Origin of the sequence: Lentzea sp. JNUCC 0626 (assembly GCF_043632865.1) — a bacterium.
Taxonomy (GTDB): domain Bacteria; phylum Actinomycetota; class Actinomycetes; order Mycobacteriales; family Pseudonocardiaceae; genus Lentzea.
In genome coordinates this window covers 5757549-5773338 of the sequence record NZ_CP171635.1, presented here as the reverse complement: position 1 = coordinate 5773338, position 15790 = coordinate 5757549, and the positions used below count along the sequence as shown (strand labels likewise).

The following is a 15790-nucleotide window of genomic DNA, read 5'->3' as shown; positions in this document are numbered from 1 at the left end:
GTCGGTCCCGCCTCGACTCGCCCAGCCGCCTTGACCCGGCTGAGGCTGGCGGGCCGGGCGCTGTGGCTTGGGTGCGCTCGGCGGGCCTGGCGGCTCGGGTCTGGCGGCGGTGCGGGGTGGTGCCGGGTGTGGGTGGGCGGCGGGGCCGCCCTTGCCCTGGTGGTCGGGTCAGCGGGGGAGCTTTTGCCTGGAGCGGTTGGCCCAGAGGGTCACGCCGGCGCCGGCGAGGCCCACCTGGAGGGCCAGTTCGATCCAGTCGATTCCCGGGGTGTCGGACACGCCCAGGACCGTGGCGGCTGCCGTGCCCAGCAGGGCGGCGACGATGCCCACCAGGATGGTGGCCAGCAGCGAGACGTGTTGCCTGCCCGGGACCACGAGGCGGCCGAGGCCGCCGATGATGGCTCCGAAGAGCAGGGCTGTGAACAGGCCGCCGATTTCCACTGTGTACCCCCTGAGGCTCTGGTGCTTGCTACTCCAGCCTCCGCCCGGGGGCCTGAACGGCGGATCAGGTCTTTCCCTGACTTTGCCCTGAGGTCGCCCCTAGCAGGGTGGCCGCGGCGGGGGAGAGTTCGCGGCCTGGCACGTCCGGGTCGCAGCCGACTCGGGCCAGACGGGCCCGGATCGCGGTGGCGGAGCGGGCCATGTCGTCGGCGATCGACCTGATCAGTTTGGCCGCGTCGGGTTCCGGCGCGGTGAGCCACTCGGTGCGGAGTTCGGAGTCGAGCGTGTCGGTCCAGGGCTGGTTGGCGTTGGCGTGGCGGGACGGGCGGGTGCGCAGGCGGGTGTGGGCCGTGAGGACCCGCGCCAGCAGTTTGCCGACGGTGGAGCCGCCCTCCACCGGGAGGCGCAGGCGGCCGTCGGCCACGACCTCGCCGGAGTCGAGGGAGCCGAGCAGGTCGAGGACGATCGCGTCGGTCGTGTCGGTGGTGGCGCTCAGGCGGTAGCTGACTTCGCCGAGCTTGGTTTCGTTGTGGTAGGTGGATGTCATGGGGTCGACGTTAGGGAGGGGGTCTGACGGGAAATCCGGGGTGGAGCCCTTCGGCCGCCCTTTCCTGGCGGGAGTTCACTCGAAGGGGTGGCCGGTCAGCCTGAGGTCACCGCACTGCGACCGGTGCCGATGTCCGCGGCGTCCGCGGCGGCACGGCCCGCGCCCCACCCGGCGGCCGACCGGACCGTCACGCGCGAGGTGCGCGTCCGCGTGAACATCTGCTCGAACAACGTGTCCACGGCCTGCTTGCGCTCCGCCAGCACCGGCAACAACCGCTCGTCCTCGACGACGGGCGTCTCCTCCACCACCGTCAGCCGTTCGCCGATCCGGGACGCGTAGGCCACCAGGAACGACTTCCGGAACGGCCGCGAACGCGCCTCACTGCCCTTTCCGGACTTGCCACCGACGGCGACCATCGCCCGTGTGGCTTGCACGAGCAGAGACGTCGACAACAGCTCCACGCTCTCCAAGTCCACCTCGTCGCCCACGAGAGCGACGAACCCGAACCCGTCGTAAGCCACCGCGCGCGACCGGAACGCCTCGGCCACCACGTGCACGAGCTGCGACTTCTCCTTGAAGTAGCTCTTGTCGAGCCACATCCGCCGCGAGGTCGCCTGCGCCGGCAGGTCCGCGTCGAGCATCGCCCGCTCCAGCGCGTGCCGGTTCATCAGCTCCTGCGCCTTGGCCGACAGCGCCTCGGCCTCCTCCGGGAACGCCGTGGACTCGGCCTTCGCCAGCAGGCCACGCACGCGGTTGAGCACCTTGGGATCGAGCCCCGCGCGCACGGCGGACATCAGCGCGTCACCCGGCAACGGCAGGATGAGCGGCAACGACGGCAAACGACCGATGAACTTCAACAGCTCAGCAGCAGTGCGTTCGGCGTACGAACGAGTCTCGATGTGCCGCGACGCCCACGCCTCCAGCAGCGGTCCCTCCCACCACACGGAGGCGCCGATCTCGTCCAGCTGACGTTGCCACCGCGGGTGCACGGTCGTCGCCGCATGCGGCGAACAGGACAAAGCGATCACGTCCACCACGAGAGAGGCGGCGGACTCATCGAGAGAACGCGCCACGATCTCGCGCACGTCGTACGGCAGCCAACCGCGCTCCCACAGCGCATCGACCGCTTTCACCAGTTCCACGCCACGCAGTATGAGACGTCCGCCATGTGCACAGGTCGGGGACCACCTGGTAGACACGGGATGTGATCGAGCTCCAGTTCCGCGGCCGGACGGTCGTCCGCGACCGCGCACTGGTGATGGCGATCATCAACCGCACCCCCGACTCGTTCTACGACAGGGGCGCCACCTACGCCGAGGACGTGGCCATGGAGGCCGTGCACCGCGTCGTGGACGAGGGCGCGGACATCGTGGACATCGGCGGCGTGAAGGCCGGTCCCGGAGATCTGGTCGACTCCAGCGAGGAAGTGCGTCGCGTCGTGCCGTTCATCGCACGCGTGCGCGCCGCATACCCGGATCTCATCATCAGCAGCGACACGTGGCGTGCGGACGTCGGCAGGCTCGTCTGCGAGGCCGGTGCCGACCTCCTCAACGACACGTGGGCGGGTGCGGACCCGCAGCTCGCCGTGGTCGCCGCGGAGTACGGCGCCGGGTATGTCTGCTCGCACACGGGCGGTGCGAGGCCCCGCACCCGGCCGCATAGGGTGAGCTACCCGAACCTCGTGGCGGACGTCGTGGCGGAGACGACGACGCGCGCGGAACGGGTGGTCGCACTCGGTGTGCCTCGCAAGAGCGTGCTGATCGACCCCACACACGACTTCGGCAAGAACACATGGCACAGCCTCGCGCTGGTGCGCCACACGGACGCCTTGGTGGCGACGGGGTGGCCGGTGCTGATGGCGTTGTCCAACAAGGACTTCGTCGGGGAGACCCTCGGCGTGGAACTGCACGAGCGCGTCGAGGGCACCCTCGTCGCGACTGCGATCGCGGCGTTGGCGGGCGCCGCGGTCTTTCGCGCGCACGAGGTGGCGCGCACCAGACGAGTAATCGAGTCCGTCGCTCGACTGTGAGCTGGAGGTATCAGGTGGACGACGTCTTCGCCCGGTTTTCGGATGACCGGTGGGACGACTTCCTCGACGAACTCGACAAGATCCGCGTGAGCGTGGTGGATCCCGCGGAACGGCAGCAGCTGAAGGTGACCGCGCGCCGCGACGCGCGCGAGGCGGCCGCCCAGCCGTTGCTCGTGCGGATGGCACTTGCGGACCACTACCTGAACCTGCTCGCCATCGGCGTGTGGGCGGGCGACGAGAGCTGGCGTGCCGAACTGCGCGACCTGGTCGTCTCTCTCGTGCCCGAGGACGACGAGACGCGTGACGACGCCCTGTTGAGCTCTGTCATCGCAGTGGTGCTCGCACAGCTGCTTCAGGACGCACGGCTGCGTGGCGGTTCCGAGGCCGATGTCATCGCACGGTCGGCGTGGGAGAAGGCCCAGGAGTGGGCGGCCTACGCGGAGGACCGGCACGTGGAACGCCTCCTGCACCACTCCACGGAGGCCGGTGCGCGCGTGGTGACGGCCTCGGAGGTCCAGGAGGTCGTGGAACTCGCCACGGCCGCAGCGGACGACCAGCACGCCGAGACGATCGCCGCGCTGGAGACCGAGGGCTTCACGGCAGAGTTCATGAACGGCGTGTGGGTCGTGGAAGGCGAGTTCCGCAACGCGGTACGGGCCGCCGCGCGCGCGATCACGCTCACGGGCCACGGCTGCGTCCTCGCGCGCAACATCAAGCAATCCACCGTGATGCTGTGGCACGAGAACACGCTCGCCATGGCGGACTCGAAGGTGCCGCGCTGGCGCATCTACCCGATCCTCGCGCCCGTTACGCCGCAATCGAAGTTTTCCGGCGGTGAAGGCCTGCCGTTCACCCGCGAGACACACCCGTTGGCACCCGCTCCGGAAGTCGTGCGCCGGTTGGCCGACGCCGTAGGCGTCAACCTGTCCCATCTGCTGGCGGCATTGCGGTAAAGGGGTGATCTTTGCCTTTCCGCTACCTCGACTCGTTATCTTGGTGTCATGCCCAGATTTGCCGAGTTCGATGTGGAAGGCCTGCGCAAATCCAGCGCTGTTGCCGACTTTCCCTGGTCAGAGACGTGGGTCACGCTGATCCGCGTCGACTCCAAGGGAGTTGTCCGGCAGGCCAAGTCGTTGACCGAGAAAGTTTCTTTGCTGACTGTTGCGTCAGACAAGGACCTCGTCATCGCGTCCTGCCCGGAGATTTACGCTGTCGACGACCTGTCGGCCGCCCGTGCCGCCGTCAAGGCTTCGGTCGCACGCGAAATGATCCCAAGCCTCGGATGAATGACTCCCTCCACTCGGGCTCAGCGGCGAGCACGAGTTCCGGGAAACGCCGAAGGAGCGCTACGAAGGCGATCTCACCCTCGATACGAGCAAGCCGCGCCCCCACGCAGTAGTGGATGCCGTGACCGAACGCGACGTGTGGGTCTCGACCCAGCTGCAACACGTCCGGATCGGAATACCGGGAAGGATCCCGGTTCGCCGCTCCTAGTGAGACGGTGACCTGCGAAGATCTCGGAATCGTGACCCCTCCGATCACCACGTCGGCAGTGGCGACACGACCCACGCCCAGCGACAGCGGTCCGTCGAGGCGCAGGAACTCCTCGACGGCGTCCGGAACCAGGGCGGGGTCCTCGATCAGCGCCCGCTTCAGCGCGGGATCGCGGAACAGCGCGAACAGACCGTTGCCGATGAGCTGCACGGTCGTCTCGTGCCCTGCTGTGATGAGCAACACGAGCGTCATCACCAGGTTCGGTTCGTCGCGGAGCTCGGTGATGACGTCGTCACCGGGCTCCTTGATCGCGAGCAGCCGCTCGACGTACGCGGCGAACCTGCCGAACGCCTCGGCCATCGTCGCGGGCTCGAGCAGCTCCGCGGAGAGCGTTCGGACCTCATTTCTGTCCTCTTCGGGCACACCTAGAAGTTCACAGATGACGGTGATGGGCAGGGGATGGGCGAACGTCTCGATGACGTCCACCTCCTCCGCGCCCTGCCACGCGTCGAGGAGTTCGTTCGCGATCTCCTCGATACGCGGCCGAAGGGCTTCCATGCGCCGTGTGGTGAACGCGCGCGCGATGGGCTTGCGCAGCCGCGTGTGCTCCGGCGGATCGGTGTGGTTGAGCATGCCGCCGGGGATGACCGCGCTGCTGAGACCGGGGTGGCCGAGTGCCTGCACGACGTCCTCGTAGCGGCTGATCATCCAGGACCGCTGGCCGTCCGGGGTCTCGACCACCGCGGGTCCCTGCTCGCGCCACCGGTCGAAGTACGGGGTCGGATCGGTGAAGAAGTTCATGCTCTCATCGTGGTGTTCGCGCTGGTCAGAGGCATGAGTAGGTGATCACCCATCTTGCCGCCGCCCATCACCTAGGTCGTGTCCTGCAAGTTCGTCAGGTGGCAGGCGCGGGCGAGTGACCCGGAGGCAGTGCCGCCGCCCTGCCCTCATACCGGGCGTATTCGGGCGTGGCGGCGGTGCTGTCTCCGGGGCCCTCGGCCGCTACTGCCGCCCGATGAACTTGCAGGACACGGCCTAGCCTGGGGGCATGGGGTGGCCGTTCGTGGGGAGGGACGCCGAACTGACCGCGGTCCGGCGTGCGGTGCGGGGCGCGGGGCTGATCGTGGCGGGCCCAGCGGGCGTGGGCAAGACACGGCTGTTGGACGAGGTGGCGTGCGACGTCCGTTTGCGTGCCACGGCGGCGATGTCGGAGATTCCACTCGGCGTGATGGCGCCCTTCCTGCCGTCAGCGGACTCCTCGCCGTTGGCGATGCTGACCGGCGCACGGGCAGCGTTGCGTGGGCGGGTCGTGGTGGTGGACGACGTTCATCTGCTCGATGACGCGTCAGCCGGATTGCTGCACCAACTCGTGCAACACCGCGAATCCGTTGTGGTGGCGACGTTGCGGTCGGGCGAACGCGCACCCGACCCGGTGGTGGCGCTCTGGAAGGACGAACTGCTGCCGCGCATCGAACTCGACCCGCTCGGCCGTGCGGCGGTGGTCGAGGTGCTGGAGACCGTGCTCGGCGGTGTGCTGGACAGCGCCACGGCCGATCGGCTGTGGACTGCGTCGGCCGGAAACATGTTGCTGCTGCGAGAGATGCACTTCGCCGCGCAGTGGGTGTCGCACGGCGGTGTGTGGTCGTTGGACGGTCCGCTGCCGTTGTCGCCACGGCTGGTCGAGCTGATCGAGGCACACCTCGCCGCCGTGCCCGACGAAGAACGCCGCGTGCTCGAGTTGCTGGCGTTCGGTGAGCCACTGGACCTCGCCGCTTCGGAAGCGTTGGACGGCCTCGTGACCGTGACGGATGAAGGGCTGCGGCTCGCACATCCGTTGTACGGCGAGGTGTTGCGCGCGCAATGCCCTCCTCTGCGCAAGCGCAACCATCAACGGCACCTGGCTTCGTTGCTCGATGATCCGCTGCGCGTAGCCGTGCTGCGGCTGGAAAGCGGTACGGCAGACGATCCGGCACTGCTGCTCAAGGCCGGGAACATCGCCAGCGCTGCGGGTGGTGTTGTTCTGGCAGAACGACTCGCACGCGCCGCATGGTTGATCGGCGGCGGTGTGGAGGCCGCACGGCTGTTGGCGCTCGTGCTGCTGTTCACGGACCGTCCGGCGGAGGCCGAAGAGGTCTTCGCGATGGTCGCGACCGACGACGACCCGATCATGATCAGGACCATGCGCGCCATGAACCTCGGCTGGGGCCTCGGCCGCAGCGACGAAGCAGCCGCGATGGACGTGATGCCGGTGGCACGGGCAGCGCTGCTGCTGTTCGCGGGCAAGTACGACGAGTCCCGTGAGCTGCTCACGGCGTCCGACCCCAGCGAGGCCTCGATCCTCGCGATGATCGACGTGGTGCAGGGGCGGTACGTCGGGCCGTTCCCGGTCGTGCCGGCCGTGCCCGAGGTCGGGCTGGGCGCCACGATGAACGTGTTCGTGGAGGTGTTCGTGCACTCCATGCACGGCGATCTGCGCCATGCGGAACGTCTTGCCGTGCAGGCACATCGGGCGAAAGCCGAATGGGACTCCATGCGGGCCAGCTGGGCGGTGTCGTGCGCCGGACTCGCCAGGGCGGGTGGACGACTGCTCGAAGCCCGCCGGTGGCTGCACGAGGCGCGTCCCGTCCAGCCGTTCCCGAGGCTCTGCGAACTCGCGCAGGTCGAAGCGATGTTGGGCAACGACGCGCGAGAGTTGCTCGCCGAGGCGGAAAAGCATGCACCGCAAGGGATGCGGATCTACCGGCACGGGTTGTGGGCGGCACGGATCTGGGCCGGCGGCGCGTCTCCGCTCGACGGGGCGGCCGAGGCCCGTGAGCACGGCGAGTTCGCCGCCGAGGCCCTGCTCCTGCACGAGGCCGTGCGCCTCGGACGCGCTGCTGACGTGGTCGAACGGTTGCGCGAACTCGCTTCCAGCCTCACGGGTCTGCTGGTGCCGGTGTTCGCCGCGCACGCGGAGGCGTTGGTGCGCAACGACTCCGCGGGCCTGGAAGCGGTGGCCGCGCGGTTCGAGGAGGCCGGGTTCATGTTGCTCGCGGCCGAAGCGGCCGCAGAGTCGGGCAACCGAGCGCTGGCCGGTCGGTTGGCAGCCCTGTGCGAAGGTGCGCGCACACCGGCGTTGGCCGCGTTGACGCTCACGCCACTCACGCCCCGTGAGCGCGAAGTGGCCGTGCTGGCTGCAAGGGGACTCACGAACAAGGAGATCGCGTCGTCGTTGGTGATCTCCGTTCGGACCGTGGACAACCATCTGTCCAATGCCTACTCGAAGCTCGGCATCACGACCCGCGGCGAGCTCGCGTTGGTCCTATCGGATGACGCGGGCGGTCAGGGATAACGTCCGGCACGGGTCCGAACGACAGGCCGGGCATGAGCAACGGGTACGCGGTCGTCGACGTCGAGACCACCGGGCTTTCCCCAGGTCAGCACCACCGGGTGATCGAGGTCGCCGTCGTGCACCTCGACGGATCCGGTCGCCGGACCGATGAGTGGTGCACGCTCGTCAACCCCCGCCGCGATCTCGGCGCCCAGCGCGTGCACGGCATCAGCGCCGCAGACGCCCGGCGTGCGCCCGAGTTCGCCGGCATCGCCGGTGAGCTCGCCGCGCGACTGTCGGGACGGGTGCTCGTCGCGCACAACCTGTCGTTCGACCTGCGGTTCCTGCAGGCAGAGTTCGCCCGGCTCGGCCACGAACTCGCCGCGCCGGCCGGGCTGTGCACGATGAACCTCGCCGGTCGTCACCTCGGCGCGTCGTCGCGTTCCCTCGCCGCGTGCTGTGAGGTGGCCGGAGTCCCGATGGGAACCGCGCACTCCGCACTGCACGACGCACGGGCGTCGGCGGGACTGCTCGCACTGTGCCTGGACCGCATCGGGCACGTGGAGCCGGTGCGGCTCACCGTGCCGCGCACCGTCAACGCGTTCGCCGTGCAACGCGGCCACGCGCACGGAGCCGAACAGCACTTCCTGGCGAAGCTCGTGCGACTGCTGCCCCGTGTGGAGATGTCGTCGGGTGACGAGTACCTCGACGTGCTCGACCGCGCGCTGGTCGACCGGCACCTGTCGCCGGAGGAACAGGACGAGCTGCTCGAAGTGGCTCACGCGCTCGACTTCGGCCTGCCGCAGGTGATGGAACTGCACCGCGGCTACCTCGCCGCCCTGGCCGAGGCAGCGTGGGCGGACGGCCGGGTGACCGCGGACGAGGAGGCCGACCTGCGGCTGGTCGCGTCCTTGCTCGGCGTCGAAGTCGACAGTGCGCTGCGCAGATCGGTTCGGCTCTCGCTGGGCGACCTCGTCGTGTTCACCGGCGAGATGCGCGAGGGCCGGGACGTGTGGGAGAGCCGGGCGCTGTCCGCCGGTCTCACAGTGAAGGCGGGCGTGACGAAGAAGACCGCGGTGGTGATCGCGGCGGACCCGGATTCGATGTCCGGCAAGGCGGACAAGGCGCGCGCGTACGGAATCCCGATCGTGTCCGAGGACCTGTTCGCCGGGCTGCTCGGTCAGCTGAGCGGGTCGCGATGACGGAGGACGTGAGGCGCGTGGCCGGGCTCATCGGGGAACGCAACCGGGTCGACGCGGCACTGTCGGCGTGCATCAGGCGTCCGGCCACGACCGGGCACCTCGGCGACTGGATCGCGGCACGGATCCTCGGCATAGCCCTGGAACCGCAGGCCAACGCGAGCATCGACGGACGGCTGCCGGACGGCCGCACGGTGACCATCCGCTGGTACCCGAAGCGGGAGAACATCCTCGACCTGAAGGAAGAGGGCGGGCCGGAGGTCTACCTCGTGCTGACCGGGCCGAAGTCGGTCGCGGCGAGTTCCGTCGGCACCGCACGGCCGTTGGTCATCGACGCCGTGTACCTGTTCGACGCCAACGACATCATGGACGACCTGCGCGCGCGTGGACGCAAGATCGGCACGGCGTCCAGCGTGCGCGAAGAGCTGTGGGAGGCCGCGGAGATCTACCCGCGGCCCCACTCAGCGCTCAACGACGACCAACGAGAACTGTTGGCGTTGTTCAGTCATCGGCCGTGAGGCTGTGTCCGTCCCATGTGAAGCGCACGGTCGTGACGGCGTCGTCTCCGTCCGTACCGGTCGTGAGCTGGTGGATGGCGATGCCGGTCAGCTCCCGGTAGTCGCACCACTCGTGGTCCGACGTAAGCACCAAGTCGAGGTCGAAGTTGACCAGCAGCTCCAGCAGTTGGCCGCGGTTGGTCGCGTCGACGCCGACGAACACCTCGTCCAGCAGGATCAGCCGGGGTGCGGTCGGGGTCACGTGGTAATGCGCTGCTGCTGCGGCGAACAACGGCAGGTGCAGCACGATGGCCTTCTCACCGCCGGACAACGCGCCGTGCACGCGTTTGGTGACCGGAACCCAGCCCTCGCCCCTGTCGACCTTCACGACGAACTGGTGCCACGTCGTGTAGTCGAGCACCTGCGCGAGTTGTTGTTCCCAGCCCGTTGCGGAGTCGTGTGCGCGTGCTTCCTCCACACGCTCACGGAAGAACTGGTGCAGCAACGCGCGTTCGTCGTCGTTCAGGTCTGAGCGCAGCAGCAGGTCGCGGGCCTCGCGGGTGCCCGGCGGCAGTTGCGGATCGACCTGCCAGTCGAGCTGCACGCGGATGCCCGACGCGGTCCGCACCCGCGCCAGGTGGTGGTTCATCGTGCCGACCAGCGCGGTCGCGGCCTGGATGCGCTGCGCGAGGTGCCGGCGGGTGTCGCCGGTGAGGGTCTGGTCGAAGAGGTCGCGCTCGACGTCCGTGATGTGCGTGCGCACGCGGTCGCGTTCGGCCTTCAACGTCTGTAGTAGGGCGTGCGCACCCATGCGCGCGCCGTCCAGCGTTGCGGTCAACACGGTGACGTCGTCGTCGGGATCCAGCGACAGTTCGATGCGTCCGGCCAGCTGCTGCTGCGCCTCGTGCACGGCCATGCTGAGTTTGGACTCCGAGTCGCGGATCAGGCGCGGGTCGACGATGACGTCGGGCACCTCCCCGGCGTCGGCGGGCAGGTGCGCGCTGGTCAGGTGGCGATGGCGCGCTTCCGCCGCCTCATGCACCACGCTGGCTTCCGCGGCACGTGCGGTGTCGTTCTTGCGCTTCTCCTCCAACGTGCCGAGTGTGCGCGCCAGGCCCGTTTGCTTGTCTTGCAGTAGGTCGCGTTGTTCGGCGACTTCGAGTGCCTTGGCGCGCAACGAGATGAGCTGCTGGTCGAGGGCGTGGAACTCCGCGCCCGCCGCCCGTTCGACGGTCTCCAGCGTGATGGAGAGGTCGGTGGCCTCCTGCTGACGGGCGGCCGACGTCTCCTCGGCCTCGCCGGCGAGGGTGTTGGAGAGCGACGCGCGGTTGCCCGCCTCGATCGACAACGCCTCGGTGGTGAACGCGTCGTGCCGGTCGTCGAGCCAGTGGTGGCAGGCGCTGCCGAACGCGGTGAGTTCCGCGGCGTCGGGGACCTCGGTGCTGACCGTGTGCCGGGCGACGGCGGCCTCCGCCTCGGCCACCAGCCTCGTGGCCGCCGCGACGGCGTCCTGACGCGCCGCACACCGCAGCTGGGCCTTGTCGCGCTGCTCCTCGGCGACCTCCATCGGGTCCTTCGAGGGCTGCCGCGCGAGTTCGCCCGCGAGCGTCGCGCGGCGCACGGCGATCTGGTTGCGCGCGGCGTCCACCCCGGACAGATCGGTCGCGAGCTGCTCGATCAGGCCGGTGAGTTCGGCGATTCGGCCGCCGCGAGCGCGTTTGCGGGCGTCGGAGCCGATGTAGGTGGGGAAGGGCTTGGCCCAGCTGCCGTGCGCGTTCGCGAGGCGCCACGTGCCGTCCGCGCCGATCGCGGCCGCGTGCCCGGACGCCGTGTCGCCGAACGCGATGGTCTCCAGGAACCGGTGGCACCGCTCGTCCTCGGTGGCCAGCACCTCCAGCAGCGTCGTGCCGGCGGCGGGGCTGACCAGCAGCGGTTCGCCGAAGCGGTCGTGGGCGGACACGTCGAACGAGGCGTCCTGCGTGATCCACGCGTCGAGCAGGCCGGACGCCTCCAGCGCGGCCTCGACCGCGGCGCACACGGCCGGTGGGGTGCCCTGGCGGAAGTCGACCAGACGCCACAACGGAGCACCTGCGGCCGACGCGCGATAGGCGCCGTCACGCGTGTATGGCGCCGGTGGTGGCACATCGACCTGATTGGCGAGCTTCTCGCGGATGGACCGGTACTGCAGGAGTTGGCTGTTCAACGTCTCGCGCGTCTCGTCCAGCCGAGCCTCTATGCGGCTGAACTCCTCCCGCGCCATCGCGGCGGCCTCGACGATCTGGCCGTGCTCGTGGATGTCCAGTTCGGCGCAGCCGCGCGACCACGTGTCGAAGTCCGCGAGGAACTTCGCAAACGCTTGCTCGAACGCCTTCTGCGCCACGACCTCGGCTTCGTTGGCCTGCTCCAGCTCGTCGCGCGTCTCATCGAGCCGTCGGCGGGTGGCGTCCCGTGCGTCGACAGCTCTCTTGTGCGCGGCAACGGTGCGCGTGATCGAGTTGATCTCGGCCGAACGGGCCTCAACGGCCGCCGTGAGCAGCTGTCGTCCCGTGCGTGCGTCACCGCCGGAGTCGATCTCCTCGAACACCGACGCCATGCCGGCCCGCTCGGCGGCTTCCCGTGCGACCGTGGCGGACCGTCGCAGTTCATCAGCGCGTGCGGCCGCATCGGTCTTGGCCTGCCCGGCCTGTTCCTCGTCCGCCACGGCCCGTGCGCGCAGCTTCGCGGCGTGTGCGGCCGCCTCCGACGCACGCAGGCTCGCGGCGGAAAGCTGCTGCCGCAACAGGTCGAGCTGCTTGCCCTCCTGGTAGGCGGGCAGGTCGGAGATGCCGGAGATCTCCGCGTCGACCGCGCTCGCCTCCCGTCCGAGTGCCGCGAGCTGGTCGAACGCCTCGTCGGTCAGCGTGATCTGCCGCTGGTAGCGGCGCTCGCTCATGCGCGCGGCCCTGGTCAGGTCCTCAAGCTGCTCGGTCGACGACTCCAACGCCCTCGTCGCCACGGAGAGCACCCGCTGGGCGTAGACGCGCTGCACGTCCGCCAGCCGTCCGGCGGTGGTGATCTCGTCGTCGAGCCGCCGCAATCCCTCGCGCCGCCGGTCGAGCCGTTCGAACCCCTCCGCGATCTCGGTCAGATCAGACTGGTCGAGCGGCGGGAGTGCCTTGGACAGCAACGACGACAGCACGCTCGGGTCGAGCCGTTCGGACAGCTTCGGCGTGCGGAGTTGCAGCAGTGCCGTGATCAGCGAGTCGTACCGTTGCTCGCTCACACCGGGGAACAACGTCGTCCGCACCGTGTTCCGGTAATCGACCGGTGAGGTGTGCACGACACCGTGCTCGCCGATGGCCGCGGTGAGGTCGGTGGTGGTCAGGGGGCGCCCGGACTCGTTCACCAGCGCCAGGTCGCCGATCCGCTGTGACGTCGTGAAGTAGGTGGCGCCGACGTTCGACGTGTTCGTGGTGGCCTGGAGGCGCGCGCCGCACGTGAACCACTGCTCGCCGTGCTGGAACTCGAGCCACACGTACCCGACGCGCGTGCTGTTGCCCTGGCTGCCCTCGCCCATGAGGTTCCAGTGCATCGTGCGGTCCGCACTGCCGAACGTCGACAAACGGTGCGGACGCAGGTTCGCGTCGAACAGGTACGGCAGCAGCAGCTCGAGCGCCTTGGACTTGCCCGTGCCGTTGGGGCCTCTGAGCAGCAATCTGCCCTGGTAGAACGAGAAGATCTCGTCGTAGTAGCGCCAGACGTTGATGATGCCGGCGCGGCTGGGTTGCCACCGGTCAGTCATTCAGCTCCTCGACCGCGTACCGGGCTGCGGCGGGCAGCCTGTGAACGGTGCCGTTCTCCGTGCGCGCGAGCCCGAACGCCTCCAGCAGTTCGATCCCGTCCGCCGCGAGCCTGTCCGCGCCACCGTCCGACTGGTAGGCCTTCGCCCACGTGCGGAACCTGGTGAGCAGCTCGCGTGATTCCTCGACGAGATCTTCTGTCGTGGCGGGCCCTCGTGCCAACCGGTCGAGCAACAACAACGCGGCGACTTTCGCGTTGTTGTCGTCGTCCGGGAACCTCGTGTCCGTGGCGATGGCGTCGGTGTCCACCACCACGTACCCCTCTTTGCGCTCTTCCAGCGTGCAGCCGGCGAGCGTGATGCCCGTCTGGACGACCTTGCGCCCGGCCGGCGAACTGAGGAACGCAAGTTGCGTCACGCTCAGGTCGTCCTTGTAGACCACCGGGTCGTCGATGAGCCTGCGCATCACCGAGTGCCGTTGCCACAGGCTGCGGTGCGCGGTGTCGTAGCGGGTCTCGGTGGTGAGCGCCTCGACCGTGTCCACAGTGGAGGGCGGCACCGGCGCGGCCAGCAGCCGCGTGATCAGCGTCGGATCGGCGTGGACCTGCTCGTTCAGCTCCACCACACCGTGCTCTTCGAGGAACGACAGAACGTCGTTGAGCGCGTTGCGGTCACTGCGCCGTGCCGAGTCGAAGTCAGGAAGACGCGCCGTCAGGTCGTCGAGCGTCGTCGTCGGTGTGGTCAGCAACTCCGCACACACCAGACACAGGAGGATGTACCTCCTGCGATCGAACGCCGGACGAGTGCGATCAGGCCGTGACGTCGTTTTGAACAACCGCGCGTATCCGGCCCGTGGCTCCACCACGACCCGCCAGCCGCAGTAGTAGTCGAACCACTTCGTGATCGGTTCGCGCCGTCTTCTGATGACGTCGAACCCGTCGTGATCCTGCCGTGCGGTCAGCAACGGCCGTGCGAGCAACAGCCGCACACCACGCGCGACCTCCTCGCTCTCCAACCGTGCGAGCTGGTTCCCCGTGCGGCTCATCGGCTCTGCACGTCGATCACGTAGTCAGGCCCGCTCAAGGTGCCCTTCTGGGTGGTCATGGTCGCCCAGCCGCGGGCGTTGCGGAGGTTGATCTGCATCCGCCCGTCACTGGTGCCGGCCGTGCGCGTGCCGGTGCTGTCCGGATCGCTGCCGAGCGCCCGCCCCACCAGGTCGATGAGCCGGTGGAACGTGTCGTGGTCGAGGTTCGTGAGCGTGGAGATCCGAATCGCGCCGTCCGTCTGGATCAGCGACCAGGCGTGCTCCAGCTCCGCACGCTCTCTCTCCGCCTGCTCCCGCCGGTTCCGCCGCACCTCCTCGACGTCGCGAACCTTCCCGGTGGCCCCGATGTGCTCCTGCTTACCGGTGGCTCGCAACTGCGGCGACACGGGCACCGGCGGCGTGTTCTCCCAAGCCTCGGCGGTGGGCAACAACTCGCCGTCCGCGTGCGCGAGATGAGCGTGCCGCGACGAGTAGAGCCCGAACGCCGCGTTGAACAACTCGTGCGCCTCGTCCTCGGTCTCGGTCCGCGCGAACCACTCGGCCAACGCCCGGAAGTCGGCAGACGTGTTCGTAGGCTTCTTCCGCTGCTCACTAATGCGATCGAGCACACGCAGCAGCTGCACGATCGCTTTGCGCGACACGTCCTGCAACTCGTCCACGCGCGGAGGGTTGTCCACGAACCACGCTTTGAGGTTCTTCCACCGCTCTTTGCGCTCGTACAACCACGTCTCGTCGTGGAGCACCCCCGCCCCGTTGAGCGCCTTGGCGTGCAACTCCGCAGGATCGAGCTTCTCCACAGCATCGCGAATCCGAGCCTTGCGCCCGTCCAGGTCAGCGATGAAATCCCGCAGGTAGGTGACCGTCGTCCGCTTGACGTCCTGGAACGTGGCGAGGTCGGCCTGCTCGTCTCGCAGCAACCGCTGCAACTCGGCGTTGAACCGCGTAGTCCCGCTGGTGAGCGCGTCGAGGTGCCCTTCGAGCTCCATCAACGCGCTGAACACCCGCCCGTCGCTGAGCGGCTCCGCGAGGTCGTCGAGCCGGCCCGCGATCGCGTCCAGCACAGCCGTCTGCAACGACCCGTTGGTGGCCAGCGACGTGAGCGCGTGCTTGAGCCCTTCGCACGCCGCCTCGCCGAGTTTTGTCAGCCCGTACCGGTGCTGACTCGCGTCGAGCAGCCCCCACTGACGGAGGGCGTTGAGCGACGCCAGCAGGTCGTCGTCCGTCACCTGCTCGGCCCAGCCGACACCCCTGAGCCGTTGCTGCACGTCATCGGCGGTGAGGACGGTCTCCAGGCGCTCGTTCGCCACCCCGAACACGCGCATCACCGCAGTGTGCAGCTCCGCGTGCGGGGCCGTGGTGAAGCGGAACAGGTCCGCGGGCACCCGTGGAAACGTCGTCACCTGTGTCACCGTAGCTTGTCGGAGTAGGGCTTTCGGGTGACAGGGCGGCG

13 protein-coding genes are annotated in these 15790 nt (G+C 68.9%); 6 read left to right on the top strand and 7 right to left on the bottom strand.

Annotation, left to right across the window (positions count from 1 at the left end):
* Window positions 1-168: 168 nt before the first annotated feature.
* The 3 genes from JNUCC0626_RS25910 to JNUCC0626_RS25900 form a co-directional block, all read right to left on the bottom strand.
* Complete coding sequence (locus tag JNUCC0626_RS25910) at window positions 169-441, bottom strand: GlsB/YeaQ/YmgE family stress response membrane protein (protein ID WP_394613370.1); 273 nt, start codon at window positions 439-441, stop codon at window positions 169-171.
* Window positions 442-505: 64 nt separating this feature from the next.
* The gene (locus JNUCC0626_RS25905; protein WP_394613369.1) at window positions 506-988 is read right to left on the bottom strand and encodes a hypothetical protein; all 483 of its coding nucleotides are present in this window, start codon (window positions 986-988) and stop codon (window positions 506-508) included.
* Between the two features lie 95 nt (window positions 989-1083).
* Complete coding sequence (locus JNUCC0626_RS25900; protein ID WP_394613368.1) at window positions 1084-2130, bottom strand: DUF2786 domain-containing protein; 1047 nt, start codon at window positions 2128-2130, stop codon at window positions 1084-1086.
* Window positions 2131-2192: 62 nt separating this feature from the next.
* On the opposite strand from JNUCC0626_RS25900, the gene folP reads away from it, so the two are divergent.
* Genes folP through JNUCC0626_RS25885 form a run of 3 tightly spaced genes read left to right on the top strand, consistent with a single transcriptional unit; the run spans window position 2193 to window position 4303 of the window.
* Window positions 2193-3017 (top strand): dihydropteroate synthase, encoded by an 825-nt coding sequence (gene folP / locus JNUCC0626_RS25895; protein WP_394613367.1) that lies wholly within the window; start codon window positions 2193-2195, stop codon window positions 3015-3017.
* A 14-nt stretch (window positions 3018-3031) separates the two neighbouring features.
* Window positions 3032-3970 (top strand): hypothetical protein, encoded by a 939-nt coding sequence (locus JNUCC0626_RS25890; protein ID WP_394613366.1) that lies wholly within the window; start codon window positions 3032-3034, stop codon window positions 3968-3970.
* A gap of 48 nt (window positions 3971-4018) precedes the next feature.
* Window positions 4019-4303, top strand: a complete 285-nt coding sequence (locus JNUCC0626_RS25885; protein ID WP_285638247.1) for a hypothetical protein — start codon at window positions 4019-4021, stop codon at window positions 4301-4303.
* Here the strand turns inward: JNUCC0626_RS25885 and JNUCC0626_RS25880 are convergent.
* A complete protein-coding gene (locus tag JNUCC0626_RS25880; RefSeq protein ID WP_394613365.1) occupies window positions 4260-5312 on the bottom strand; it encodes a cytochrome P450 family protein in 1053 nt (350 codons plus the stop codon). The two genes, JNUCC0626_RS25885 and JNUCC0626_RS25880, sit on opposite strands and share 44 nt — an antisense overlap.
* A 247-nt stretch (window positions 5313-5559) precedes the next feature.
* Here JNUCC0626_RS25880 and JNUCC0626_RS25875 point away from each other — a divergent pair, with 247 nt between their 5' ends.
* The 3 genes from JNUCC0626_RS25875 to JNUCC0626_RS25865 are packed head-to-tail and all read left to right on the top strand — an operon-like array spanning window position 5560 to window position 9538.
* Window positions 5560-7842, top strand: a complete 2283-nt coding sequence (locus JNUCC0626_RS25875; protein ID WP_394613364.1) for a LuxR C-terminal-related transcriptional regulator — start codon at window positions 5560-5562, stop codon at window positions 7840-7842.
* Window positions 7843-7874: 32 nt separating this feature from the next.
* On the top strand, window positions 7875-9023 hold the full coding sequence (locus JNUCC0626_RS25870; RefSeq protein WP_394613363.1) for an exonuclease domain-containing protein: 1149 nt from the start codon (window positions 7875-7877) through the stop codon (window positions 9021-9023).
* Window positions 9020-9538, top strand: a complete 519-nt coding sequence (locus JNUCC0626_RS25865; protein WP_394613362.1) for a hypothetical protein — start codon at window positions 9020-9022, stop codon at window positions 9536-9538. Before JNUCC0626_RS25870 ends, JNUCC0626_RS25865 begins: the two co-directional genes overlap by 4 nt.
* On the opposite strand, the gene JNUCC0626_RS25860 is transcribed toward JNUCC0626_RS25865, so the two are convergent.
* From JNUCC0626_RS25860 to JNUCC0626_RS25850, 3 genes are read right to left on the bottom strand one after another with little or no spacing between them, the layout of a single operon-like run.
* Window positions 9522-13298, bottom strand: a complete 3777-nt coding sequence (locus JNUCC0626_RS25860; protein ID WP_394613361.1) for an SbcC/MukB-like Walker B domain-containing protein — start codon at window positions 13296-13298, stop codon at window positions 9522-9524. The two genes, JNUCC0626_RS25865 and JNUCC0626_RS25860, sit on opposite strands and share 17 nt — an antisense overlap.
* A complete protein-coding gene (locus tag JNUCC0626_RS25855) occupies window positions 13291-14340 on the bottom strand; it encodes a TIGR02678 family protein (protein ID WP_394613360.1) in 1050 nt (349 codons plus the stop codon). Before JNUCC0626_RS25855 ends, JNUCC0626_RS25860 begins: the two co-directional genes overlap by 8 nt.
* The gene (locus JNUCC0626_RS25850; protein WP_394613359.1) at window positions 14337-15740 is read right to left on the bottom strand and encodes a TIGR02677 family protein; all 1404 of its coding nucleotides are present in this window, start codon (window positions 15738-15740) and stop codon (window positions 14337-14339) included. Before JNUCC0626_RS25850 ends, JNUCC0626_RS25855 begins: the two co-directional genes overlap by 4 nt.
* Window positions 15741-15790: the final 50 nt, after the last annotated feature.